This is a genomic window from Oerskovia gallyi (assembly GCF_014836745.1).
GTDB classification, from domain to species: domain Bacteria; phylum Actinomycetota; class Actinomycetes; order Actinomycetales; family Cellulomonadaceae; genus Oerskovia; species Oerskovia paurometabola.
On sequence record NZ_JACSQE010000001.1, the window covers coordinates 419448 to 444265 of the forward strand.

Genomic DNA, 24818 nt, shown 5'->3' on the forward strand with positions numbered 1-24818 from the left:
GCTTCTCCTACTGTGACCGACGACGCCGCGCCGACGGAGCGCGGCGGCCTCCGGACACGGTCCGGCGGCCCGGAGGAGACGGTGGGACGCGTGTTCGACAAGATCAAGGGTTGGCTCCAGGGAGACCACGACGGCGCGGTCGAGGGCGGCGGCACGGCGCCCGGCCGTGCAGAGGGTCGGCGGCGCGCCGAGCCCTCGGCACGGCTGGTCGACGGACTGAAGATCCTGGACGCGGCCACCGAAGGTCTCGCGGCCCGAGCGATCGCCTACGTCCACACGGGCGACGGGCCGGAGCTCGTGACCGAGCTGTCGCAGCGCGGCGACGACGCGGTGGACCGGTTGCTCAACCGGCCCGCGACGCTCGGCGCCTGGACGTACACGACCCAGGCCGAGGACAAGGCCATCAAGGAGCGCGTGCCCGGCTGGAACGTCAACAAGGGCGCCACGGCCCGCAGCAACCTCTACACGCTGACCGAGCCCGTGGGGATCGACGCGCTCGTCCGCACGGGCCGCCTGCTCGCGGCCGTCTCGCCCGACGTCTCGCGGGCCTCCGACCGGCTCCCGGCCTGGTTCGCCGCCCTCCTGACCGACGTCGCCAAGACGTGCGGCGACCGCCGCACCACGGGCAAGAACGGCAAGCCGGGCGTGCGCAGCCAGTGGACCCCCGAGCTCCTGACCGCGATCCTGCGCGACGGCGGCGTGGCCGAGGAGAGCATCCCGACCGCCGTCGTGGCGGGGATCTTCGACCGCCCCGTCACCGCGGACTACTACGGCGACCCGCTCGCGGTGTTCGCGGTGCAGCCCGGTGTCGAGGAATACCTGGTCGCGCACCCAGCCGACGTCGCCGCGGTCGCACCCCTGCTGCGCGCGACCGGCAAGGTCGAGCTCCTGCGGTTCCTGCGGACCCGGCCCGCCGCACTGGACGCGTTCGTCGGGCTCGTCGCCCAGCTCGCGACCGACAACGCCAAGTCCGTGCGCGAGGAGGCCGCCGGGAACCTCGCGGCCCTGCCCGCCGAGCGCCAGGTCGCGCTCCTCGAACCCCTGCTCTCCACGATGCCCGCGAGCCGGCTCGGGGGACTCGTGACCCACCTCGTCGGGGTCGAGGGCGGCATCGACGCCCTGCGCCGCGCCCATGCGGCCGACGGCCGGGGCGCGCGCGGCACGTTGCTGTCGAACGCGATCGAGCGGGCCATGGCCCTCGACGTCGCGACGGTCGTCGTCGACGAGCCCCTCGACGTCCCGCCGTTCACGCCCCTGCCCGAGGTCGCCCTCGGCGACGCGTTCGTGCGCTCGGCCCGCGACGCGGTGGACCGCAGGCTCGCTGCGGCCCGCGACGAGCTCGCCGCGCTCGAGGCGCTCCCCAAGGCCGAGGCCCAGAGCTGGCGCCTGTCGCACGCCCGGGGAGCCGTCAAGGATCTCGCGGCCATCACCGACGACCACCTCACGCAGGTCGCGCAGTACCTCTCGGGCGCCCTGACCAAGGTGCCGCCGCGCACCGTTCTCGTCGAGCTCCAGGCCCCCGCGATCCGGGGCCGGCTCGACGGTCTGACCATGCTCCACGACATCCGCTTCGCGCGCTCGCACGGTGGCGGCAGGCAGCGCTACCCCTGGTACCAGCTCAACGCGACGACCGACATCGCGGTCGACCTCCGGATCCTCGCCGACGGGGTCGAGCGGGCCGGTGTGCAGGACTCCGAGTCGGCCGTCGCCGAGCTCGTGTTCGACTCCTGGTTCGCTCGCGGGACGTTCGCCCCCGAGCACCTGTGGCCCTACTTCGCCGAGCACCCGCGCGCGCTCGACACGATCCTGGGGCTGCGGCCGTCGGGCACGGTCCAGACGTACAGCCGTTCGGAGCGGCTCGAGGTCGCGCTCACGATCCTCGGCGGGTTTCCGACGATCCCGAACCGCTACCTCCCGCGGTTGGCCGAGCTCGCGCTCGGCGAAGGCAAGACGCACCGCGTCGCGGCGCAGAAGGTGCTCGAGTCGCACGTCGGGGCCCGCGAGCTGGCCGAGCAGGGCCTGCGCGACGGGAAGGCCGAGATCCGTGTCACGGCCGCCGTCTGGCTCCAACGCCTCGGCGACCCGGCAGCGGTCCCGGCACTGCGAGCCGCGCTCGCCAAGGAACGTCGCGAGGTGGCCCGCGCCGCGCTCCTCGGGGCTCTTGAGGCGCTCGGTGACGACATCGCCCTCGAGCTCGCACCCGCGACGCTGCTCGCCGAGGCGACCAAGGGCCTCAAGGCCAAGGCACCCGCGAGCATGGCCTGGTTCCCGCTCGACGGTCTGCCCGCGCTCTGCTGGGCCGCCGACGGCGAGCCCGTGCCCGTCGAGGTCGTGCGCTGGTGGGTCGTGCTCGCGGTCAAGCTCAAGGACCCCAGCGGACTGGGCCTGATCGCGCGCTACGAGTCCCTGCTCGACGTCGAGAGCCGCGCGGCGCTCGGCCGGTTCGTGCTCGACGCGTGGATCGGCAAGGACACCCAGGGCCCGACTGCCGAGGAGAGCCGGGCCTACGCGGACGGCGAGGCCCAGCAGCGGTACGACCGCTACCAGCACTGGTACAAGCAGCACCCCCAGTACTACGAGGCCGAGGCCTCGCGGACCGTGGACCAGCACCACCAGGACGCGTTCCGTGAGCACCAGGCGAACTACCTCGGGTCGGCCATCGCCGACAAGGGGCTGCTCGCGCTGACCGTCGGCATGCCCGGCGCCGACCTGACGCGTGCCGTGCAGCAGTACCTCAAGACGCACATCACGCGCCGTGCACAGATCGAGGCCCTCGTGCGGGCGCTCGCGGCCAACGGCGATCCCGCGTCGATCCAGCTCCTGCTGTCCGTGGCGCGGCGTCACCGCCAGGCCACGGTGCAGGCGGCCGCGCAGCAGCTCGCCGAGGACCTGGCCGAACGACGGGGCTGGTCCGCCGAGGAGCTCGCCGACCGTACGGTGCAGACCGCGGGCTTCGAGGACGACGGCATCCTGCACCTCGACCTCGGGTCACGCGAGTACACGGGGCGCATCACGCCCACGTTCACGCTCGAGCTCACCAACGACGCGGGCAAGGTCGTCAAGGCCTTGCCCGCGCCCCGCGCGGACGACGACCCCGACCAGGTCAAGGCCGCCAAGTCGCTGCTCTCGACGAGCCGCAAGGAGCTCAAGGCCGTCGTCGCGCTCCAGACTCAGCGCCTCTACGAGGCCATGTGCACGGGGCGCGAGTGGCCCGTCGCCGACTGGCTCGAGTTCGTGGCCGGGCACCCCGTCATGTCCCGGCTCGCGGCCGGGCTCGTGTGGCTCGAGAACCCCGGTCCGGACCAGCGGGCGTTCCGACCGGGCGATGCCGGAGCGCTCATCGACGTCGACGACGAGGACGTGACCCTCGCGCAGGGCGCGACGGTCTCGGTCGCGCACGGCGTGCTGCTCGGCGCCGACCAGGCCGGTCGGTGGCGCGAGCACCTCGCCGACTACGAGATCCGGCCGCTGTTCGACCAGCTCCAGGTGACGGTGCCCGTGACGGACCGCAGCGCGACCGCGATCAGCGACCGCAAGGGCTGGCTCACGGACAGCTTCACGGTCCGCGGGCGGGCGACGAAGCTCGGCTACGCGCGCAGCCAGGCCGAGGACGGCGGCTGGTTCTCGGGCTACGAGAAGGCGTACCCGAGCGTCGGGATCACCGCGGTCATCGAGTTCACGGGCGCGTTCCTGCCCGAGGAGAACATCCCCGCGGCGATCACCGACCTCGTGTTCCGCCGCTCGACCCGGGCCTACGGGCAGAGCGCCGAGGCGCGCCTCGCGGACCTGCCGCCCGTCCTCGTCGCGGAGTCCTACCGCGACTACCTGACCGTCGCTGCCGGTGGCAGCTTCGACGCCGCCTGGGAGAAGAAGAGCGCATGGTGACCACCCCGACCCCCTCGGCGAGCACCCACGAAGAGGCAGCGGTCCTCGACCGCGGCCCTGCCCAGGAGATCCGCCCGCCCGCCGAGGTGCGTTTCGCGGACGAGCTCGCGGTCCTCGAGGCGGCCGACCGGGCCAAGGGCTCCGAGCTGCCGCCCGGGTGGCGGCTCAGTCCACGGGCCGTGCGCGCCTTCGTCGTGGGCGACGCCGAGCTCGGGGTGCGACGGAAGTTCTACGGTGACGACCCGCTCGTGGACCGAGCCGTCGTGTCCTTGCTCGGCCGCCAGGGACTCATGCTCGTGGGGGAGCCCGGTACCGCGAAGTCGATGCTGTCCGAGCTGCTCGCGGCCGCCGTGAGCGGGACGTCGAACCTCACGGTCCAGGGCACCGCGGGCACGACCGAGGACCACGTCCGCTACTCGTGGAACTACGCGCTGCTCATCGCCGAGGGACCCAGCGAGCGCTCGCTCGTCCCGTCGGCCGTCCAGCAGGCCATGAGCGCCGGGAAGGTCGTCCGGTTCGAGGAGATCACGCGCTGCGCGCCCGAGATCCAGGACACCCTCGTCTCGATCCTCTCCGAGAAGCAGCTCATGATCCCCGAGCTCGGCAGCGAGGCGCGGGTCTCGGCCCGCCCCGGGTTCAACGTGCTCGCGACCGCGAACCTCAAGGACCGGGGAGTCCACGAGATGTCGGCGGCGCTCAAGCGACGGTTCAACTTCGAGACGATCAAGCCCCTCACGGACCGCCAGTTCGAGATCGACCTCATCGAGGCCCAGCTCACGGCCGAGCTGGGCCCGGCGGGCGAGCGCCCGCCGCTCGCGCGAGACGTCCTGGACGTGCTCGTCACGGCGTTCCAGGACCTACGGACCGGGGCCACGAGCAACGGTGCGCCCGTCAAGCGTCCCGAGACCGTCATGTCGACGGCCGAGGCCGTGAACGTCGCGGTCGCCGCGTCGCTCGAGGCCCGCTACCTGGGCGACGGCACCGTGACCCCGGCCGAGGTCGCGCGCCAGCTCGCGGGCGTGGCCTCCAAGGGCGACGAGGAGGACGCCCGGCGGCTGCGGCACTACGTCGACAACGTGGTGCGCGAACGGGCCCGACGTGACCCGCGCTGGAAGTCCTTCCTCTCCGCGGCGGAGTCCCTGTGGCAGTAGCGCAGGCGCCGGCGCGAGCCGCGTGGGGTCGTGCGCCCGAGCGCATGCAGGCCGCCGCCGCCGCGGTCCAACGCCTGCGGGCCGACGGGATCTACCTCGCGCCGGTCCGCCACCACAGCCCGGCGTGCGCGCTCGCGGTCGGGGCGCTCGTCGAGGAGGTGCGGCCCGCCGTCGTGCTCGTCGAGGGGCCCGAGGAGTACGGGCGGCTCCTGCCCGCGCTGCTCGACCCGCGCACACGTCCGCCCGTCGCGGTCCTGAGCCTGGGGACCGAGGGCGGCGGCGCGGGCTTCTACCCGCTCGCCGAGTTCTCGCCCGAGTGGGTGGCTCTGCGCACCGGGGCCCGGCTGGGCGCGGAGGTCGCGTTCGTCGACCGGTCGTGGGGCGCGCGCGCGACCGGCGACCGGTCCGGCGAGGTGGCCGGAGGAGTCGCACCCGACGACGGCACGGAGGGAGCAGGCGACGACGCGTTCGCCCGCACGCTCCAGTCCGAGCGCAACCTCGCGCACTCGCGGACGATCGCCGCGGTCGCCGAGCGGCTGGGGTGCCGCGACCACGACGAGGTGTGGGACCACCTCTTCGAGGCACGCACGAGCGAGCGACTCGCGGACTGGCGTGAGCTGTTCGACGACGTGTTCGCGTGGGCAGGTCTCGCACGTCTCGACTACGAGGAGGAGGTGCTCGACGCCGACGGGTCGCTCGCGCGCGAGGCCCTCATGTCGGCCCGGGTCGCCGAGCACCGGGCCCGGGTCGAGGGGCCCGTGGTCGTGGTGACCGGCGCGTTCCACACGCTCGCGCTCGTCGAGGCGCTCACGGGCGCTCCCGAGGGCGAGGCGGTCCTGAGCCGCCGTCCCGCCGGGGGCTACGGCCCGCCGACGTCGGCCGACGCCTGGCTCATCCGCTACGACCACGAGCGGCTCGACGGGCTGCGGGGCTACGGGGCGGGCATGCCGTCGCCCGGCTTCTACGAGCGGCTCTGGGCCGCGCACCGGGAGCCGGGTGGGCCGAGCGCGCTGGGCACGTCTCTGCTCGTGGACGTCGCCGCGGCCGCGACCGCGCGCGGGGCGCAGGTGAGCCTGGCCGAGATCGCGTCGGCGGCCGAGCAGGCGACCCGTCTCGCGGACCTGCGCGAGCGCCCGTGGCCGGGGCGGACGGACCTCCTCGACGCGCTCACGTCGTGCTTCGTCAAGGACGACGGCGGGCTCGACGTGGGTATCGGACGCCCGCTCGGGCAGGCGGTCGCCGAGGTGTTCGGCGGGCGCGCGCTCGGCGAGGTGCCGCCCGGGACCGCGTCGCCGCCGCTCGTGCAGCGCGCGAGGGAGCGGGCCGAGGACCTGCGTCTCGTGGTGACGGACTCGACGCCGCGTCGCACGCGTCTCGACGCGCGCCGCACGCCGCGCCACCGGGAGCGCCGGGCCTTCCTGGCGCTCATGGACTTCGTCGGCAGCGGGTTCGCACGCCAGGTCTCGGGGCCCGACCACGTCGCGGGGCGCGGCCTGGGGCTCCTGATCGAGGAGTGGGAGTACGCCTGGACGCCCCTCGTCGAGGCGTCGTTGGTCGAGCTCTCGCACCAGGGTGCGACGCTCGAGGCCGTCGCGGTGCACCGCCTCCACCGCCTCGAGCACGAGCTCGCGACGACGGGGCGCTCGGCGCTCGGTGTGGCCCGCCTCGTGGCCCAGGCCGTCGTCGCGGGACTGTCGGAGCATCTCGACCGCCTGGTCGCGCTCCTGCGCTCGACGCTCGACGTCGACCCCTCGCTCGAGTCCGTCGTGGGCGGGCTGCACCGCCTCGTGGACCTGTGGGACGCTCGCGTCGAGCTGGGCCTGGAGGACCACGCAGACGACCTCCTGGACCTGCTCGACCACGGCCTCGCCACCGTCGCCTACCTCGTCCCGGGCCTCGGTGCGGTCGACGCGGACGCGGAGCCTGCCGCCGTCGGGACGCTCGTCGCCCTGCGCGACCTCCTGCGGGAGGCGGGGCGCGCCGCACGCGCACCCGGTCCCGACGACGGAGCGGACCCCCGCAGGGCCGCGCGCCCCACGAGTGGTGCCGCACCCGCGACGGACCGAGCGGAACCCGTGCTCCGCGAGCTCGCCCGGCTCCGCGGAGACCGCAGCGCGGCCCCCGGCGTCCGAGGTGCCCTCGTGGCGCTCGCCGCAACCGACGACGCCCTCGACGACGACGTCCTGGTCGCGGAGGTGCGTGCCCAGCTCAGCCCGGGCGCGGACCCGGTCGCCGCCGTCCGCTTCCTGGGCGGTCTGCTGCGCGTCGCCCCCGACCTCCTGCTGCACACCCCCGAGCTCTTCGACGCCGTCCACACCGGCCTCCGTGACCTCGACGGGGACGCGTTCCTGGCCGTCCTGCCGGACCTGCGCCGTGCGTTCACGTGGCTCAAGCCGGCTGAGACGCACCGGCTCGCGCAGCAGGTCGCGACACGCACGGGCTCCCGGGCCGAGCGGATCGACGTGCACCTGGCCGCGACCGAGCAGGACCTCCACGCCGGGCTCGCGCTCGAACGCGAGCTCTCCGCGATGCTCGCGCGCGACGGGCTCGGCGCGTGGGTCGTCAGCACGTCGCAGCGCACCCCTGCCAACCCTCCGTCCGACCAGGAGAACCTGCCGTGACCGTCCCGACCGCCCGTCCAGGGGCGACCGCCGAAGAGCTCGAGGCCGCGCGCCGCTGGCGGCTCGTCCTGGGCCGCTACGCCGCCCAGGAGCTCCCGCAGGACCCGGCCGACACCGGTGTCGAGCGCGCGCTGCAGTACCTGTACGACCGCGAGTACGTCGAGCGCGGGCACCGCCTGGGCAAGGGGCCGGGCGGGCGCGCCGGCGGGAGCCTCGACCCGTCGGCGCTCAAGGCTCTCGACTGGCTCGGCCAGGCTCGCACGCTCTTCCCGCGCGAGACGTTCGAGCGCATGCAGGTCGACGCCGTGAGCCGGTACCAGCTCACGGACCTGCTCGCCGACCCGGACGCGGCCGAGGCCCTCGAGCCCAGCCGGGAGCTCGCGACCGCTCTCCTGCAGGTGCGCGGACGCCTCGACGAGCGCGCCGCCGCCGGGCTCCGCACGGTCATCGCGCGCGTCGTGGAGGACATCGTGCGACGGCTGCGCCCGCAGTTCGCGACCGCGCTCACCGGCCGCAAGGACAGGTCACGCCGCTCGGTGCACAAGGTCAGCCAGAACTTCGACGGCAAGCGCACCCTGGCGGCCAACCTCTCGCGCTACGACCCGGAGTCCGGGCGACTGATCGTGCAGGACGTGCGGTTCGTGTCGAGGGCGCGCCGCACGCTCACCTGGGAGGTCGTGCTGCTCGTCGACCAGTCGGGCTCCATGGCGGCCTCGCTGCTCTACAGCGCGGTGTGCGCCGGGATCATGTCGGCGCTGCCGGGGATCACCGTCAGGCTCGCGGTCTTCGACACCAACGTGGTCGACCTCTCGCACCTCGCGCACGACCCGGTCGCGGTCCTGCTGACGGCACAGCTGGGCGGTGGCACCGACATCGCCAAGGCGGTGCGCTACGCCGAGCAGCAGGTCACGAACCCGAGCCGCACGGTCGTGGTGCTCGTGAGCGACTTCGAGGAGGGCGGCTCGGTCACCCAGCTCCTCGCGGGCGTGCGGCGGCTCGCGGAGTCCGGTGTCCGAATGCTGGGGCTGGCGGCGCTCGACGAGGCCGCGGAGCCCGTCTACGACCACGGGACGGCCCGCCGCCTCGCCGAGTGCGGCATGCACGTCGCGGCCCTCACGCCCGACCGGTTCGCCGAGTGGCTCGGGGAGGTGCTCGTATGACGCCGGACTGGCTCGCGGTCTTCGCGGGATACGACGACGCCGCGCTCGTCGCGCTCGCCAACGCCGGTCTGCTGCGTCGCGCCCGCAAGGACCTCGCGGCGGGCGACGTGTCGCTCACGTCGGAGTCCGCGGCCGAGGTCGTGGTCGCGTGCGGGAGCGCGGTGGTGCGGCTCGGGCCCAAGGGTCCGGTGGCGGCGTCGTGCTCGTGCCCGACGGCGGGCGTGTGCCAGCACGTGGTCGCGGCGTGCCTGTGGGCCCGCGAACGCGAGCCCGGCGGCCCGCGGGAGCCCGCCAAACCGGCGCCGACCACGCTCGACGAGGGCGTCGCCGCGGACCGAGGCGCGTGCGACCGTGCGACCGCCCCGGACGCCCTGGCCGACCTCCTCGCGCTCGAACCCGTCGCCGTGTGCCGGGCTGCGGGCAGGCCCGCGCTGCGACGGGTCGTCGAACGGCTCCCGGCCGCGCTGCTCGCCGGGCTCGGGCAGGACGGTCCGGGCGCGCCCGCCGCGTGCGAGGTCGCGGCCGACGGTGCGCGGCTCACGATCACGTGGACGGACGGCACCGGCACCCCGACCCAGGTCGTCTTCGTGGCCCCCGCGGGGTTCGCGGGCATGGTCGTCGCCGGTGCACGCTCGGCCGGCGAGCAGGCCGCAGCACGGCTCGAGGCAGTCGTCCGGGTCTTCGCCCACGAGGGCAGGTCGTGGCCGTGGACCCGTGAGATCGAGGCCGAACGCTCGGGCGAGCTGACCACGGCCCAGCGTGCGGGGATCGAGGAGGCGAGCGCCGTCGTCGGGCACGTGGTCGACGCCGGGCTGTCCCACCTCGGCGCCGACGCGGCCGACGGGCTGCGGGGCGCCGCTGCCCGCGCGCGGCTCGTGGGCCTGCTGCTGCTCCACCGGCTGCTGCTCGTCGCGGCGGGACTCGTCGACGGCCTCGCGTCGCGCGACGACGACGTGAGCGAGTCCGACGCGCTCGGCGCCCTCGCCGAGGCGTGGGCGCTCGCGGCGGCGTTGCGGGACGCACCCGTTGGAGCCCTGCCCGACCTGGTGGGGGCACCAGTGCGCAGGTCCGCCGACGCTGAACCCGGCGACGAGCTCCCCGGTCGCCTGGTGCCGCTCGGCGTGCGGTGGTGGCAGGCACCCAGCGGTGCCCGCGGCCTGACGCTCACGGCCTGGGACGCACGCCACGGGACGTTGCGGACCGCGACGGTCGCGCGGCCATCTGGCGCGGACCCGACCTTCCGCCGGGACGTCGACCTGCCGCTGCTCTGGAAGGCGTCGGTCACCGCGGTGTGCGCAGGTCCGTTCGAGCTCGCCGACGCCGAGACGCGGCCGGACGGGTCGATCAGCACGACCTCGCGCACGAGCCTCGTCCCCGGCGGGGGCTTCGACGTCGCCGAGCTGCGGGAGATCGCGCAGCACCTGGACGGGGTGACCGCCGGGACGGTCGGGTTCGGCCGGGCTCGGCGCCGCGTCCGCCTCGTCATGGTGCGCGAGACCGGGGCTGTCGGGGTCGACGAGGTCCGCCGCGACGTCACCTGGCCGGTCACGTCCGCCGACGGCGTCACGCACGTCCTGCGCGTCGGCGTCGAGCACGAGCGCAGCATCGAGGCCTTGCTCTCGGTCGTGGCGTCGCGCAAGCAGGTGGTCGCGGTCCTCGTCGAGCGCGACGCCTCGAAGGGGTCGGAGGAGCCTGTCGGAGTGTTCCTACGGACCGGACAGGGGAGCGTCGAGCTCTTCTCCCCGTCGATGTCCCCGGCGTTCCGTGCGGTGAGCTGGACGGCGTTGCGCCGGCTGCGGGCGCGGATCGCCGCCCTGCACCGCGGCGCGGCGGTCCACGTGGCCGAACCGCAGCCGCGCGGTCCGGTGACCCGCGTGTGCGAGCCCGCACGCGACGTCGTGGACTCCCTCGGCGCGACCGGACGCCGCAGGCTCACCGCGCACCAGCAGAGCGTGCTCGACGACCGTGCGCGGCTCGCCCACGACCTCGGGATGGTGACCGTGGGACGCACGATCGAGGCGCTGACGACCAGCACGACGACCGCGACGCTCCTCCGGGCACGCTTCGTGCTCGGACGGGCGGAGGCGCTCGCGGACGCGTAGCGCAGCGCCGCGACTTGTACGGGTGGGCGTGGCGTATCCGCACCTCGCAGAGTTCTGGTCATTTTCGTCACGGAGTTTTCGGTGCTCTGAAGTGCATTCTTCGTTGCCCCAGGCGTTGTGAAGATGATGTGTCCGAGGTGTCGATGTTCTGTTTGTGGCTCAATGGTCGGCGAATTGTGCGCATAGTGTCCTGCGGGCCGGACGGGGGAAGACGTATCCGGCCGGAAGGATTCGGCACACCGTCGATTCTTCCGCCATGTGCGACCGATACCTGTGATCGGAGTTCCGTATGACGAAGTACGCAGCTTTCTACGTTCCCTTGACTGCCGCGGCGCTCGCCCTGACCGGCGGCGTGTCCGCGTGGGCGGCGCCCGCGAGCGCACCCACGAGCACCGCGGCGCTCGCCCCGGCGAGCATCCCGGCGGGCGCGCTCGAGCTCGCGCCACCCGGCGGAGGATGGTCCTACGAAGGGGGTGCCGGCCCTGAGCACTGGGGCGAGATCGCCTCGACGTGCGCGTCGACGCCGACGAGCAGGCAGTCACCGGTAGACATCCCGCTGCGCTCCCTCACGGAGAGCCGCAAGGTCAAGGCGCCCGTGCTCGACTACGAGCGGGCCGCGTTCACGGTCCGCGACACCGGGGAGACCATCCAGGGCGACCTGACCACGGTCGGCTCCAACGCCATCACGCTCGACGGCACCCGCTTCGAGCTCCGGCAGTTCCACCTGCACACCCCGAGCGAGCACATGATCGACGGCGAGCCGGCCGCGATGGAGCTCCACCTGGTGCACCAGAGCGCCGAGGGCAGGCTCGCGGTGCTCGGGGTGCTGCTCGAGCTCGGCCGGGAGAACGCGGCGCTCGCCGGATTCTTCGACGCGATCCCGTCGGCTGCGACCGCGACCTCGTCGGTCGCGCCCCGGCCTGTCGAGATCAACCCTGCGCACCTGGTGCCCGGGTGGTCGGACCTGATCCGCTACGACGGGTCGCTCACCACGCCGCCGTGCAGCGAGGGGGTGCTCTGGAACGTCTACGAACGTCCTCGGACGATCTCGAAGTCCCAGCTCGCCGCCTTCACCGCGGTGCACCCGGAGAACAGCCGCCCGGTGCAGCCGCTCAACGGTCGGAGCCTGTTCGAGGTCGACGCGGACTGACGCCTCGTCCGGCTGGAAAGGCGTCCGGTCGCCGACTTCTGGTCGGCGGCCGGATGTCTTTCATCTACCGGCTCCGGAGGTGCAAAGGAGAATGCTCTCATTCGGCGGGCGGATTTCTGGTTCCGTCGTTCAGGAATTGCCGACAATATCTGTGATCGTGACGGCGCGTATCGGTGGCCACTGCAGGCGGGCAGCGGGAACCCCGGATGTCAGACCCTCGCGGCAGACTCTGGGTCGTGTACTCGGTCCCGCTCCGCACGTCGTCCGCAGACCCGGGCGTCGTCGACGTCGAGGACCTCGACCCCCGCGGCGGCCGGCAGCGCCCCGCCCCGCGCCGCACGACCTGGCCAGGTGCCGTCCTCGAGCAGCCCGACCCCCCGAGCCCCGCGGTGGACACGGCCACCCCCGGCGCGCCCCCGGCCGCGACGCCCACGACCCGCTGGGTGTGGGACGACACCAACCTCTGGTACCCGGCCGCCCTCGCAGCGGGCCTGCGCGTCGAGCGCGCGCACGACCTGCGCCTGACCCGGGCCGTCCTGCGGCGGTCGGTCCTCACGACGAGCACGCCCCTGGCGCGGGCCCCGCGGGACGCCTGGGACGACATGCAGCCGGTCCCCACGGCCCCCGTCCCGGGGATCGAACGCCCGGACGCCCTCTTCGACCTCGGTGACCGGCGGGCCGTCGCCCCACCCGACCCGGTGGAGGAGCTGCGCCGACAGCTCGAGGCCGTCGCGACGTCGTCGGGCCCGGGACGGCTTCGCCTGCTGATCGCGGCCGAGTCCGCGGGCGCGCTCGTGGCCGCCGAGATGAGCCACGCCGGACTGCCGTGGCGCGAGGACCTGCACGACGCGATGCTCACCGGCATCCTGGGTGCGCGGCCGCCGCTCGGACTGCGGCCCGCGCGGCTCGAGGCCCTGGCCGAGCACGTGCGTGCGGCGCTCGACGCGCCCGCCCTGAACCCCGACTCGGCCCCCGAGCTCCTCAAGGCCCTCGAGTACGCGGGCGTCGGCGTGAGGTCGACGCGCAAGTGGGACCTCGAACGCGTCGACCACCCCGTCGTCGCGCCGCTCCTCGAGTACAAGAAGCTCAGCCGCCTCCTGACCGCCAACGGCTGGAACTGGCTCGACACCTGGGTGCGGGACGGCCGCTTCCGGCCCGAGTACGTCGTCGGAGGAGTCGTGACCGGACGCTGGGCCGCCAACGGCGGGGGAGCCCTCCAGCTCCCGCACCAGGTCCGCTCGGCCGTGGTCGCGGACCCCGGGTGGAAGCTCGTCGTCGCCGACGCCGCACAGCTCGAACCCCGGGTGCTCGCCGGCCTCTCGGGCGATCTCGTCATGGCCGAGGCCGGGCGCGGTGGCGACATGTACCAGGGCATCGTCGACACGGGTGCGGTCGAGACGCGCGCCCAGGCCAAGATCGGCATGCTCGGCGCCATGTACGGCGGGACGACGGGCGAGAGCGGGCGTATGCTCCCACGGCTCGCGAAGGCGTTCCCGCGTGCTCTCGACCTCGTCGAGCAGGCTGCGCGGGCGGGCGAGCGCGGCGAGATCGTCACCACGCGCCTCGGCCGGAGCTCGCCCCCACCCGGATCGGGCTGGGACGAGACGCAGGGCAGCGCGTACGACGAGTCCGCGTCGAGCGACGCTCAGTCCCGGGCCCGCAGCCAGACCCGTGCCTGGGGCCGGTTCACCCGGAACTTCGTGGTGCAGGGGACGGCCGCCGAGTGGGCGCTGTGCTGGATGGCCTCCCTGCGCGGTCGCCTCGCCGCGATGCCCGGGGCGGCGCGGCCGGGACGCGCCCCCGCGCCCTTCACCGAGCAGCCGCACATGGTCTTCTTCCTGCACGACGAGATCATCGTGCACGCCCCCGCAGAGCTCGCCGAGCAGGTCGCGGAGGAGATCCGGGCCGCGGGCGCAGAGGCCGGGAAGCTGCTCTTCGGAGACTTCCCCGTCGACTTCCCGCTCACGGTCGCGATCGTCGACGACTACTCGCAGGCGAAGTAGCGCTCTCGCTCAGGCGGCCCGCGGCTCGCCCCGGTACGTCCCGACCGACCAGAGGTTGCCCTCGGGGTCCGCGAGCACCAGCTCACGGCTGCCGTAGTCGGTCTCGCGCAGGGGAGCGAGCACCGCGCCGGCGCGCCCCGCCCGGTCCGCGATCTCCTCGATCCCGGTCCCGCTGCCGGGCTCCCCGGCGACCACGTACCCGCCGAACGTGCCCGGCGGACGTGACCACTCGCCGTCGGGCTTGAACGAGCCCAGCATGATGCCGCCGCCCGGCGGCCAGTCGAGCTGGGCGTGCGCGACGCCCCCGTCGCCGGTCATGACCGTGTTGCGTCGGAAGCCCACCACGTCGACGAGGAAGTCGATCAGCCCGGACGCGTCGTGCGCCTGGAGGGTGGGCCAGACCTGAGCCGGGGGTGCCTGTGTCGTGTCGGTGTCCATGACCTCAGCCTGCTCGCGGTGCACCGCCCCCGGCTTGGATGTTTGCGCGCTCCTCGGCGAGCCACGCCGTCGGGCTCAGGCCCGCGAACGCGTGGAAGTCACGCACCAGGTGGGAGTGGTCGGCGTACCCGGTGCGGGCCGCGACGTCCGCGAGGTGCAGGCCCGACGGCGACAGGAACCCCGCGCGCACCTCGTCCCTGGCCGCGTCGAACCGGACCAGGCGGCACGCCGCGCCGGGGCTCAGACCGAGCTCGGCCGAGAAGAGCGACGTGAGCTGGCGAGGGCTGAGCCAGACGTGCGCGGCGACGTCGGGCACGGACACCCGGCCGCCCCGGCGCAGGATGTGGCGCCACGCCTCGGCGACCTCGACCCGGACCGGTCCGAGGCCGGGCCCGCGGCCTGCGGCCTGGCGGCGCAACGCCTCGGCGACGAGCGTGAGCCGCTCGTCCCACGACGCCGTCCCGCCGACCCGCTCCCGCAGGTCGCGCGAGAGAGGGCCGAGCACGTCGTCGGCGTCGGTCACCATGCCCAGCTCCCGGGGCGGCACGCCCAGCAGTGCGCGGCTCGCGAGCGGGTCGAGCGCGAGCTGGACACCCTCCTGGTGCGCGGGCTGATGGATGTAGGCAGGGGACAGGTGCAGCCCCCCGACGAGCGAGGAGTACCGGTGCAGCGGCGCGTCACCGGGACCCGTCGCGGTGGGTACAGGACCGTCGAGGCTGATGACGAACGTCAGCCACGGCGAGGGCAGCCCACGGTGGACCGAGGGGGCCTCGTCCGTGATCTCGTAGCCCAGGATCGAGCCGACCGCAGACCCCAGCGGCCCGGTCGGGGAGGCGCGCACGTAGTGCTGTCCCATGCCCCCACGGTAGGTCGCGGGAGTCGCTCGGCGCGCGTCGTCGCCGGCCCGCGGCGGATAGCCTGGTCCCGTGACCGCACACCCCACGCTCGCCGACGTCGTCCGGACCCTCGAGGCGCTCTACCCGCCGTCGACCGCGGAGGGGTGGGACGCCGTCGGGCTCGTCACCGGGGACCCGGCCCAGCCCGTGCGCAAGATCCTCTTCGCGGTCGACCCCGTCGCGACCGTCGCCGACGAGGCGATCGAGTGGGGCGCCGACCTGATCGTGACCCACCACCCGCTCTTCCTGCGGCCGGTGCACTCGATCGCCGCGACGACGTTCAAGGGCTCGCTCGTGCACCGCCTCGTGCGGGCCGGGACCGGGCTGTACGTCGCGCACACCAACGCCGACGCCGCGCCGCGCGGAGTCGCCGACGCGCTCGCGGACGCGATCGGCCTCGTGGACCGGTCGCCCCTCGTCCCGTCCGCACCCGACGGCGCCGTCGCCCTCGCGGAGACCGGCATCGGACGGGTGGGCCGCCTCGAGGAGCCGACGACGTTGCGCGCCTTCGCCGAGCGCGTCGCCGTCGCGCTGCCCGAGACCGAGCAAGGAGTGCGCGTCGCGGGCGACCTCGACGCGACCGTGCGCACCGTGGCCGTCGTCGGCGGCTCGGGCGACTCGCTGTTCGACGCCGTCCGCTGCGCGGGCGCCGACGTCTACGTCACCGCGGACCTGCGCCACCACCCCGCGTCCGAGCTGCGCGAGCGCGCCGAGTTCGAGGGGGGCGCCGCGGGCGGGCCGTTCCTCGTCGACGTCGCGCACTTCGCGAGCGAGTGGCCCTGGCTGCGCTACGCGGCCGCCGACCTGACCGAACGGCTCGCAGATACGGGTACGGTGGATACCCGCGTGAGCGTCCGCCGGACCGACCCCTGGACCGCCCGGATCGGCTCCGCGCACCGCGCCTGACACGGCGCCCCACAACTGCATCGAAAGGAACGCATCCTGTGAGCACTGCACCCCCCGAGGACCAGCGACGACTGCTGGAGGTCCAGGCACTCGACACCCGCCTGCAGCAGCTCACGCACAAGCGCGCCTCCCTGCCCTCGATCGCCCGCATCGCGGAGCTCGACGCGCAGATCTCCGACCTCAGCACCTCGCTCGTCGCGTCCCGCACCGCCGTGAGCGACCTCAAGCGAGAGCTCACCAAGGCCGAGGGCGACGTCGAGCAGGTCCGCAACCGCGCGGCGCGCGACCAGACCCGCCTCGACTCCGGCCAGGTCGGCGCCAAGGACGCCCAGGCGCTCGTCGGTGAGCTCGAGTCGCTGTCCCGCCGCCAGGGAGTTCTCGAGGAGATCGAGCTCGGCGTCATGGAGCGCCTCGAGGCCCACGAAGAGGCGCTCGCCAAGCTCGACGCCGCCAACGACGAGCTCGTCGCCGCCAAGCGCGAGGTCGAGGCCGAGCGCGACGCACAGCTCGCCGAGGTCGACGCCGAGGTCGCGACCGTCACCGCCGCACGCGCCAAGGCCGTCGACGGGATCGACGCCGGGCTCGTCACCCTCTACGACCGCCTGCGCAACCAGCTCGGAGGTCTGGGCGCCGCCGTGCTCAACGGCCGCCGCTGCGAAGGCTGCCGCCTCGAGCTCAACCCGTCCGACGTCGCCGCGATCAAGGCCAAGGGACCCGAGCAGGTCGCGCGCTGCGAAGAGTGCTCGCGCATCCTGGTGCGGCTCGACGCCTGACCCGTCCTGCTGCGGCCTGAGGCCCTGTCCCCGTCGTCGGGGGCGGGGCCTCGGTGGTTTCCGGGGGGTCTGCTGGGGGCGGGCCGATGTGCCGGGGCGGGGTCGGTGCCGGTGCGGGTCGCCGAGAACGAGGTTGAGGTCGTTGTGGGGCGGTTGGCGGCCTCAAGGTCGTGGTCGAAGCGGCGAAAGGTCGTGGTCGGGGTTTCCCGTTCCGAGGGGCCTGGTGCTGCGCGTCGTCGAGGCGCCGAATGTGTAGTTCGGGCGGTAGGGATGGGGGTGTTGACGACCCGAACTGCACACTCGGTAATCGTGATCGTGATCGTGATCGTGATCGTGCTTGTGGACGTGTCCGGTCTGGGGCCGCGTGGTGCGTCGGTGCCGAGCATGCGGTTGGCGTCGGTTTTCGGGGGAATCGGGACGCCAACCGCATGGTCGTGTGGCGGTAACCGCATGTTCGGCTCGCACTGGCCGCTCGCCGCTCGCCGCTGGCCCTTGGGATGCGTTGTCGAGTATGGGCGGGCGATCTTGGTGGTTGTCCACAGCCTGGGACGAGGGGTTCCGGTGGGGTGCTTTGACCCGTTAGGTTCCTGGGGAGGCACGGGCGGTGTGGCCCTGTGCCGGGTACCTACCGAGGGGGCAGGGATGGGTTCGCAGGGGTTGGCCGGGCGCGGCAGACGGCATGCCGCACAGGTCGTGGGCTGGGAGGGTCCGGGAAGCGATCCTGCTCCCGCTGCAGGTGCACGACGGCGTCGGGGTGCGCTGGTGCTGACGGGCGCGGTACTTGCCAGCCTGGTGGCGGGGTGTTCGTCGACTGATCCGGTGATCGAGTCGCCAGCACCGGTGGTGAGCGAGGAGCCGATCCCCACGCCGACGCCGACTCCGGCGGGGCCGGTGAAGCCCGAGCGGCCGGCAGACATGGATCGTACCGACGAGGTCGGGGCTGCTGCGGCGGCGGCGTACTTCCTGGAGCTGTATCCGTATGTCATGGCTACCGGCGACTTAGCGGAGTGGGACGCCATGACCTGGGAGGAGACCTGTGAGTTCTGCACGACTGTTCGTAGCGAGAGTGTCACGACAATGGAGAACGGATACGCCTACACAGGAGCGGAACTAGAACTCTCGTCGGTGACCGTCGGCGCACTCGATACTTTGATCGGCGGCTACCCGGTGGTCGCGGACTACGTCCAATCGCCACATCGCAGCGAAGGCGCAGCGGGAGAAGTGATCTCTGAGGATGATGGCAGCTCGGGCCGTCTTCAGATTGACACACTCCACACGAACGATGGGTGGAAGATCCTCGCCCTCGTTGTGGAGGGCTGACATGAGGAGAACGATTCAGTTCGGTGCAGTCACGGTGTTGACGCTCGGTCTCGTAGTGAGTGCACCGAGTGCTAGGGCCAATGAGGACGGTGTGCTCAGCGGGCAGGCGCAGAACGACTCAGTACTCGTCAATGCGATCGATGTTTCCGCCGACGGATCGGCGCATCGGCCGCGGAATGCGGATGGTTCGCCAGCGTCGGAGGAGTTTCGACGGATGCCCGCGTCGATCTGTTTCACGGATGACTTCCCGACGACCAAGGGGCAGGTGGGGGCGTGCGGGCCGGGGGAGCGTGAGGGGGCACTGGTCGTGGCGTGCGATGCGGAGCAGGTCGCGTTGGACCCGATCTTCAAGCAGACCTGGGTCAACAACCCGGACGGCACGATCAGTGGCCTGTCCGGTTGGGAGCTGCAGAACCCGGCCGATCCGGGGGACTGCCTGGCCGCAGTGGACCTGGCGCCCCTGGCGGAGGCCGAGTTCCAGCGCCTGACGATCGCCCCGTCCCCGGTCACGATCCAGCCCCCTGACGGCTGGACCCTGGTCAACGTCGACACGATCACCTATACCAGCCCCACACCCCAGACGTTCACGACGACCTTGCTGGGTATCCCCGTCACGATCGAGGCCACGCCGGTCAGCTTCACCTGGGACTACGACGACGGCACCACGCCCGTGACGACCTCGGACCCGGGCCAGGCCTACCCCCACCACACCGTGGCGCACGTCTACACCCAGGAAGCGACCGCGACCATCACCTTGGCCACGACCTGGCACGGCCGCTTCCAGATCACCGGCTCTGCCACCTGGACTCCCATCACCGGCACCGCCCACACCACGACCACCGCCCCGCCCCTGACCATCCACGAAGCCCGCTCCCGCCTCGTCACCGAGCCCCTCGACTGAACGAGATGCTGCTCGTTGTCGCCCGGCAGCACTCACGAGCGACAACGAGCAGCATCTCGGTGCCAGCCAGCGACCAGCCAGCCAGCGACCAGCTAGCCAGCGACCCGGCGAGCCAGCGACCCGGCGAGCCAGCGGCCCCGCAGCCAGCCGCTGCGGGGAGTGCCTCCACCGCCGTCGGTTCGACGCCAGCAGCCCGCGCGAGGAACACTGAGGCGACCGCTCGGTGCGGGTCCCGACCATGAACTGTGACTCAGCGGGGTCCGGATAGCGACGTTCGCCCGGGACGGCCGACCGGTCAGACCGACCGGGCACACCGACCGAGCGGATCGACAGGACGATGGCAGACGTGGAGGACGAGGCATGGGTAGGACGTTGATCGTCGAGGCGGACGGGGGATCGCGCGGCAACCCCGGTCCTGCGGGATACGGTGCGCTCGTCCGCGACGCCCTGACGGGCGAGGTGCTGGCCGAACGCGCTCGGTACCTCGGCGTCGTGTCGAACAACGTCGCCGAGTACTCCGGGCTGGTCGCGGGGCTCGACGCCGCGCGGAAGATCGACCCCGAGGCGCGCGTGGTCGTCCGCATGGACTCCAAGCTCGTCGTCGAGCAGATGTCGGGACGCTGGAAGATCAAGCACGAGGACATGCGGCGGCTCGCGGCCGAGGCGGCGCTGATCCTGCCCGCGTCGCAGGTCACCTACGAGTGGGTGCCGCGCGCCGACAACTCCGATGCCGACGCCCTCGCGAACCAGGTCATGGACTCGCGCGGCGAGATCGCCCACGACTACTCGGCGGCCGACACCACACCTGTGACCGACCAGGGGCGGGCGGACCCGGACCCGGCAGTCGAGGAGCCGGCCGACGCGAGCGGTGCGCCCGGTGCCGTCGCTGCTGGCCCTGGTTTCGACACACCCACGCGCCCCTCGGGGGCCCGCGCCCGGTTCGACGGTGCCGAGCCGTTGACCGTCGTCCTGGTCCGGCACGGCCAGACGCCGCTCACCGTCGCGGGGGCGTACTCGGGCTCATCGGTCCCTGGCCCGTCGCTCACGGCGCGGGGTCGGGTACAGGCCGCCCAGGCGGCCGACCTGATCTATCGCGTCGGTCGGGACCGCTGGACGGACCTGCCGAAGCCGACCGAGATCGTCGCGTCGCCCATGGTCCGTGCGCAGGAGACCGCGCGGGCGGTGAGCCGCCGACTGGGCTTGCACGTCCGCACCGACGAGCGCTTCGCCGAGGTCCACTTCGGCGAGTGGGAAGGACTGACGGCTGGCCAGATCGCCGAGCGCTGGGACGGGCATCCCGAGCAGTGGCTCGTCTCGGGCACCGAGGTGGCGCCGGGCGGAGAGTCGATGGCTGACGTCGGGGACCGGGTCTGGGCCGGGCTGCAGGATCTTCTCGCGCAGGGCACTGGTCGGACCGTGGTCGTGGTGGGTCACGCGGTGCAGGTGCGCGCCGCCGTCGGGCGGGCGATCGAGGCACCGCCCTCGCGCTGGGCGGGCTTCCGGGTTCCGCCGGGGTCGGTGAGCATCGTGCGGCTGTGGGCCGACGGCGCGACCGAGCTGACCGTCGTCGGGTGCCCGAGCGAGCCCTGAGCCCCCGCGCGCCAGTGCGCGCCCGGTGCCGAGAACGACCTCGAGGTCGCCATGAGGCCCCCATCGACCTCCACCTCGTTCTCGACCACGCGGAACCTCGTCCTCGGCGATCTGACGCCCCGGTCTCGAGCATGCTCGGCACCGTCAGGTCGCACGGCTTCGAGAGAACCTCAGGAGACGACGAGCTCCAGCGTCGCCGCACCGCGCGCCCCGGGGAGCAGCGTCGCGTCGAGCAGCGCGGTCCCGACCAGCTCGTACGCGGCCTTGAGCAGCTCGTCGGCCGTGTGCACGGGCTCGGCGCGTGTCAGCAGGTGTCCGGTGAGGACGCCGCGCGTGTGCTTGGCGTTGTGCGACACCACGCTGCGCTTGCCGTCGAGCTCGCGCAGCACCCGCACCGCGACGTGCTCGGCCCCGGCGGGCACCTTCCACGCGGCCGCGTAGGGCGCCGAGCGGCAGTCGATCACGACGTCGCCGGTCGCCCGCGGGTCCAGGGCTGCGGCGAGGTGGGGGCGCCACGACGGGCCGAGCGCCCCGAGCGGCGGGAGCTTGGTGCCCATCGACAGCCGGTAGGCGGGGATGCGGTCGGCGGGGGAGACCGCGCCCCACAGCGCCGACACGATCCGCACCGAGTCCTCGGCCCGCGCCGCAGCGGCGGGCGGTAGGTCGGCCAGGCCGGCGGCGGCGTACAGCACCCCGCTGTAGATCTCCGCGGCGGGAGCGGTCGGTGCGGTGGCGAGCGACACGTTGCGCGCCACCTCGTCGGCGAGACCGCTGCTCACGCCCAGGACCTCGAGCGCGTCACGTCGCCTGCTCGCGGCGACGAGCGCCTTGAGCACGGCCTTGCGGTGCCGGGTGAGCTGCGGCGAGCTGAGGGACGTGAGGTCGAGGGGAGCGCCGTCGTCGGGCACGGACTTTCCCTCGGAGGGCGGCAGGAGCAGAAGCACACCGCCACTCTAGGGCGGGCGCGGCGGCCCTCCCGCCCGTCGCGCGCGTGGCGATGGTCACCCGTGGCGCGCCCCGAGCCGCGGCGCTAGGTTGTGCCGCATGGTCCAGGTCAAGATCTACGGCACCCGCACGGTCTGGGAGATGAGGCGCGAGGACATCTCCGACGCGATCCACCGGGCGGTCGTCGGTGCCTGGGGGCTGCCCGAGGACAAGCGGTTCCACCGCTTCCTGCTGATGGAGGACGGCGACCTGGTCGCGCCGGCGCGCAGCGACGCCTACCTCGTGATCGAGGTCGTGTGCTTCACGGGCCGCTCGCGCGAGGCCAAGCGGGCGCTCATCGCCGCGATGTTCGACGACGTCGCGCCCTTCCTGGGACTGGCGGCGGACGACCTCGAGGTCGTCATCCTTGAGAGCCCGCCCGAGAGCTGGGGCATCCGCGGCAAGAGCGGCGACGAGCTCGCGCTGGGCTACCGCGTGGACGTGTAGGCTGCGTGAGCGGATGAGTCGGTCAGACGGCCGCGTCGGCGCCCTCGTGGCGTCGCCGAGGAACGTCCGGGCTCCACAGGGCAAGGTGGTGGGTAACGCCCACCCGGGGTGACCCGCGGGACAGTGCCACAGAGAACAGACCGCCTCCCACGACTCCGGTCGCGGGCGGTAAGGGTGAAACGGTGGTGTAAGAGACCACCAGCGGGCCAGGTGACTGGTCCGGCTAGGTAAACCCCACCTGGAGCAAGGTCAGACAGACTGTGTTGGAGGGCGGCCCGCCCGATTCTCTGATGAGAAGCACAGTCGGGTAGACCGCTGGAGGCGTGCGGCAACGTACGTCGTAGATGGATGGCCGTCACCCGTGCGGGGGCAACCGCGCGCGGGGACAGAACCCGGCGTACCGACCGACTCATCCGCCCTGTCCTCCACCTCAGCCCGTCAGTAGGCTGGCGGGATGAGGATCGTCGAGTGCTTGGCTCACCTCGTGGGGCAGTGGCAGGGCGTCCACCGCCAGCGTCTCCTCCCGACCGACGAGTTCGTCGCGTCGGCCGCGACCGCGTCGGTCACGGTCACGGCGCGCGAGTACGTGTCCCTCGCCTACACGTGGTCCGACGGCGACGCGCCCCAGGAGGGTCTCCTGCTTCTGAGCGGCGGCTCGGGCGAGGAGGGGGTGTCGGCGGTGTGGCTCGACTCGTGGCACTCGTCGCCCGCGTGGATGCTCTTCAGTGGGACGGTGGGGGACGACGGCGTCGTGCGACTCACGGGGAGCTACGCGGCCCCGGAGGGCCCCGACTGGGGCTGGCAGATCTTCGTCGCGCCGGTCGAGGGCGGCGGCGGGCGCATGACCATGCTCAACCTGGTGCCGGGCGAGGCCGCGTACGAGGCCGTCGAGGCCGTCTACGACCACCGGGTCTGAACGCCGCGACCGGCTACTCGTCGCCCGCTCGCCCTACTCGTCGCCCGCTCGCGCCCGCCGCATCAGCCCGAGCGGCAGCGCGACCCACAGCAGCGCGAACAGCACGAGCGCGCCGACCGCTGCGATGACCGCGGCCGTCCAGCCGACGACGACGTCGAAGATCAGCAGCACCGTCCCCGTGACGACGAGCGCGAGGACCACGAGCCCTACCCGGGCCAGCCGGTCGGCCGACGTGACGAGCCGCGCTTTGAGGTGCTGGCGGAACAGCATGCGGTGCAGCGAGACGGGGGCCACGAGGAGCCCCGTCGCGAGCACCGAGAGCACCACGAGGCACAGGTAGACGTTGCGCTGCGCGGAGTCGAGCTCGCCGAAACGCTGCTGGAACGGCAGCGTGAGCAGGAAGCCGGTGAGGATCTGCACGCCCATCTGCGTGACGCGCAGCTCCTGGAGGAGCTCGGCCCAGTTCCGGTCGGCCCGCTCGTCGTCGGTCTCGTCCCGCGAGTCGTGGCGCGGGCGGTCCTGCACGCCACCGGGCTGCCCGGTGCCGGCCCCGTCGCCCGAGGTGCCCGATCCCGCGGGGCCGCCGGCGTCGGCCCCTCTGTTCATCCGGCTGCCCCGCTCAGTGGTTCCGCAGCGCGGAGATGAGCTCGCCCTTGCGCATGGTCGAGCGGCCCTCGACGCCGACCTCGCGGGCGCGCTTGCGCAGCTCGGCGACGCTCCAGTCCTCGTAGGCGGGTGAGGAGCCTCCCTTGGCCCCGACCTCGCTCCGGGACGACGCGGCGGCCGCGTTCGCGATCCGCGCGGACTTCTCCTTCGAGTTCCCCTCGTCGCGCAGCGACTCGTACAGCTCCTTGTCCTTGACGGACGGGCCGGGGTCTCGCCTGGGCATGGTGTCCACCTCTCGGGTCGGGTCGTGGCAGGTCGTCCGACCGTACGACGACGGCGCTCCACTCGCGCGAGAAGGTGCGCTCAGGTGGTGCAGACCCGGTCAGACCGCCACGAGCAGGGGGAGGATTCGCCCGGAGATGCACCTGATGCCCGCTCCAGGTAAAGCAATCCCCAGAATGCTGTCATGCGGGCGCCTGGAGGGGGTACTCTTGCTCTGTTGGCGGCACTGCAGGCGTCGGGTGCCGAGAACGCGACGAGCGGGGGCTCACGTCATGACTGCGAGCAGGACAACGACGACGACAGGCGGGATCACGCTCTTCGAGCAGCCCGACACGAGCGTGGTGGACATGTGGGGCGAGATCGACGTCGCCCTGCGGAGCGAGGCGAGTGCGGCCCTGGCGAACGCCCTGGACCGTGACGTGCCCGTGGTGATCGACACCTCGAAGGTGACGTTCATGGACTCGACCGGGATCGCCTTCCTGGTGCAGTTCTACACGATCGGCAGCGAGGAAGGGCTCCAGGTGAGCCTGCGCAACCCGCCGACGGTCGTGACCGACGTCCTGGAGATGCTGGGCGTGATCGACATCTTCCCGTCGCTGCCGCACCACCAGATCGAGCGTCCGGTCGAGGACAGGCATCACAGCACGGTCTGAGCCCGGACGACCGGTCGGGGGGGGGGGGGGGCCG

20 protein-coding genes and 1 other RNA gene are annotated in these 24818 nt (G+C 73.1%); 16 read left to right on the top strand and 5 right to left on the bottom strand.

Annotation, left to right across the window (positions count from 1 at the left end):
* Positions 1 to 90 precede the first annotated feature (90 nt).
* From H9640_RS19525 to H9640_RS01905, 7 genes are all read left to right on the top strand, one after another.
* Positions 91 to 3885 carry a DUF4132 domain-containing protein gene (locus tag H9640_RS19525; protein WP_191789019.1) on the top strand — a complete coding sequence of 1265 codons (3795 nt, stop codon included), beginning with the start codon at positions 91 to 93 and terminating at the stop codon, positions 3883 to 3885.
* Positions 3879 to 5036, top strand: a complete 1158-nt coding sequence (locus H9640_RS01880) for an ATP-binding protein (protein ID WP_191789020.1) — start codon at positions 3879 to 3881, stop codon at positions 5034 to 5036. Before H9640_RS19525 ends, H9640_RS01880 begins: the two co-directional genes overlap by 7 nt.
* Entirely contained in the window at positions 5027 to 7657 is a 2631-nt protein-coding gene (locus H9640_RS01885) for a DUF5682 family protein (RefSeq protein ID WP_191789021.1), read from the top strand. Before H9640_RS01880 ends, H9640_RS01885 begins: the two co-directional genes overlap by 10 nt.
* The gene (locus H9640_RS01890; protein ID WP_191789022.1) at positions 7654 to 8817 is read left to right on the top strand and encodes a VWA domain-containing protein; all 1164 of its coding nucleotides are present in this window, start codon (positions 7654 to 7656) and stop codon (positions 8815 to 8817) included. The genes H9640_RS01885 and H9640_RS01890 overlap by 4 nt, the downstream gene beginning before the upstream one ends.
* The gene (locus H9640_RS01895; protein ID WP_191789023.1) at positions 8814 to 10919 is read left to right on the top strand and encodes an SWIM zinc finger family protein; all 2106 of its coding nucleotides are present in this window, start codon (positions 8814 to 8816) and stop codon (positions 10917 to 10919) included. Before H9640_RS01890 ends, H9640_RS01895 begins: the two co-directional genes overlap by 4 nt.
* A gap of 289 nt (positions 10920 to 11208) precedes the next feature.
* Positions 11209 to 12069: a carbonic anhydrase gene (locus H9640_RS01900; RefSeq protein WP_191789024.1), complete on the top strand. Its 861-nt coding sequence runs from the start codon at positions 11209 to 11211 to the stop codon at positions 12067 to 12069.
* A gap of 206 nt (positions 12070 to 12275) precedes the next feature.
* Positions 12276 to 14072: a bifunctional 3'-5' exonuclease/DNA polymerase gene (locus tag H9640_RS01905; protein ID WP_191789025.1), complete on the top strand. Its 1797-nt coding sequence runs from the start codon at positions 12276 to 12278 to the stop codon at positions 14070 to 14072.
* A gap of 9 nt (positions 14073 to 14081) precedes the next feature.
* Here the strand turns inward: H9640_RS01905 and H9640_RS01910 are convergent, their stop codons facing one another.
* Positions 14082 to 14510, bottom strand: coding sequence for a VOC family protein (locus H9640_RS01910; protein WP_191789026.1), 429 nt, complete (start codon positions 14508 to 14510; stop codon positions 14082 to 14084).
* Positions 14511 to 14514: 4 nt separating this feature from the next.
* Positions 14515 to 15366, bottom strand: a complete 852-nt coding sequence (locus H9640_RS01915) for a helix-turn-helix domain-containing protein (protein WP_191789027.1) — start codon at positions 15364 to 15366, stop codon at positions 14515 to 14517.
* Between the two features lie 70 nt (positions 15367 to 15436).
* On the opposite strand from H9640_RS01915, the gene H9640_RS01920 reads away from it, so the two are divergent.
* The 5 genes from H9640_RS01920 to H9640_RS01940 all read left to right on the top strand — a co-directional run bounded on the left by H9640_RS01920 (position 15437) and on the right by H9640_RS01940 (position 20896).
* The gene (locus H9640_RS01920; RefSeq protein WP_191789028.1) at positions 15437 to 16312 is read left to right on the top strand and encodes a Nif3-like dinuclear metal center hexameric protein; all 876 of its coding nucleotides are present in this window, start codon (positions 15437 to 15439) and stop codon (positions 16310 to 16312) included.
* Positions 16313 to 16350: 38 nt separating this feature from the next.
* A complete protein-coding gene (locus H9640_RS01925; protein ID WP_191789029.1) occupies positions 16351 to 17085 on the top strand; it encodes a zinc ribbon domain-containing protein in 735 nt (244 codons plus the stop codon).
* A gap of 819 nt (positions 17086 to 17904) precedes the next feature.
* Entirely contained in the window at positions 17905 to 18405 is a 501-nt protein-coding gene (locus tag H9640_RS01930) for a DUF6318 family protein (protein WP_191789030.1), read from the top strand.
* Positions 18406 to 18496: 91 nt separating this feature from the next.
* Positions 18497 to 19306 carry a hypothetical protein gene (locus H9640_RS01935; RefSeq protein WP_191789031.1) on the top strand — a complete coding sequence of 270 codons (810 nt, stop codon included), beginning with the start codon at positions 18497 to 18499 and terminating at the stop codon, positions 19304 to 19306.
* 360 nt (positions 19307 to 19666) lie between these two features.
* Positions 19667 to 20896: a bifunctional RNase H/acid phosphatase gene (locus H9640_RS01940; protein ID WP_191789032.1), complete on the top strand. Its 1230-nt coding sequence runs from the start codon at positions 19667 to 19669 to the stop codon at positions 20894 to 20896.
* Between the two features lie 170 nt (positions 20897 to 21066).
* On the opposite strand, the gene H9640_RS01945 is transcribed toward H9640_RS01940, so the two are convergent.
* Positions 21067 to 21840, bottom strand: a complete 774-nt coding sequence (locus tag H9640_RS01945; protein WP_191789033.1) for a YaaA family protein — start codon at positions 21838 to 21840, stop codon at positions 21067 to 21069.
* Positions 21841 to 21940: 100 nt separating this feature from the next.
* Between H9640_RS01945 and H9640_RS01950 the strand changes: the two genes are divergently transcribed.
* The 3 genes from H9640_RS01950 to H9640_RS01960 all read left to right on the top strand — a co-directional run bounded on the left by H9640_RS01950 (position 21941) and on the right by H9640_RS01960 (position 23243).
* Entirely contained in the window at positions 21941 to 22327 is a 387-nt protein-coding gene (locus H9640_RS01950) for a tautomerase family protein (RefSeq protein WP_191789034.1), read from the top strand.
* A gap of 14 nt (positions 22328 to 22341) precedes the next feature.
* Positions 22342 to 22743, top strand: an RNA gene (rnpB, locus tag H9640_RS01955) — RNase P RNA component class A.
* Between the two features lie 38 nt (positions 22744 to 22781).
* On the top strand, positions 22782 to 23243 hold the full coding sequence (locus tag H9640_RS01960; RefSeq protein WP_191789035.1) for a DUF1579 family protein: 462 nt from the start codon (positions 22782 to 22784) through the stop codon (positions 23241 to 23243).
* Between the two features lie 33 nt (positions 23244 to 23276).
* On the opposite strand, the gene H9640_RS01965 is transcribed toward H9640_RS01960, so the two are convergent.
* Positions 23277 to 23849: a DUF6328 family protein gene (locus H9640_RS01965; protein ID WP_225226511.1), complete on the bottom strand. Its 573-nt coding sequence runs from the start codon at positions 23847 to 23849 to the stop codon at positions 23277 to 23279.
* A gap of 13 nt (positions 23850 to 23862) precedes the next feature.
* Entirely contained in the window at positions 23863 to 24132 is a 270-nt protein-coding gene (locus tag H9640_RS01970) for a DUF7218 family protein (protein ID WP_191789036.1), read from the bottom strand.
* A 271-nt stretch (positions 24133 to 24403) separates the two neighbouring features.
* Here H9640_RS01970 and H9640_RS01975 point away from each other — a divergent pair, with 271 nt between their 5' ends.
* Positions 24404 to 24784, top strand: a complete 381-nt coding sequence (locus H9640_RS01975) for an STAS domain-containing protein (protein WP_191789037.1) — start codon at positions 24404 to 24406, stop codon at positions 24782 to 24784.
* The last annotated feature ends 34 nt before the right edge of the window (positions 24785 to 24818 follow it).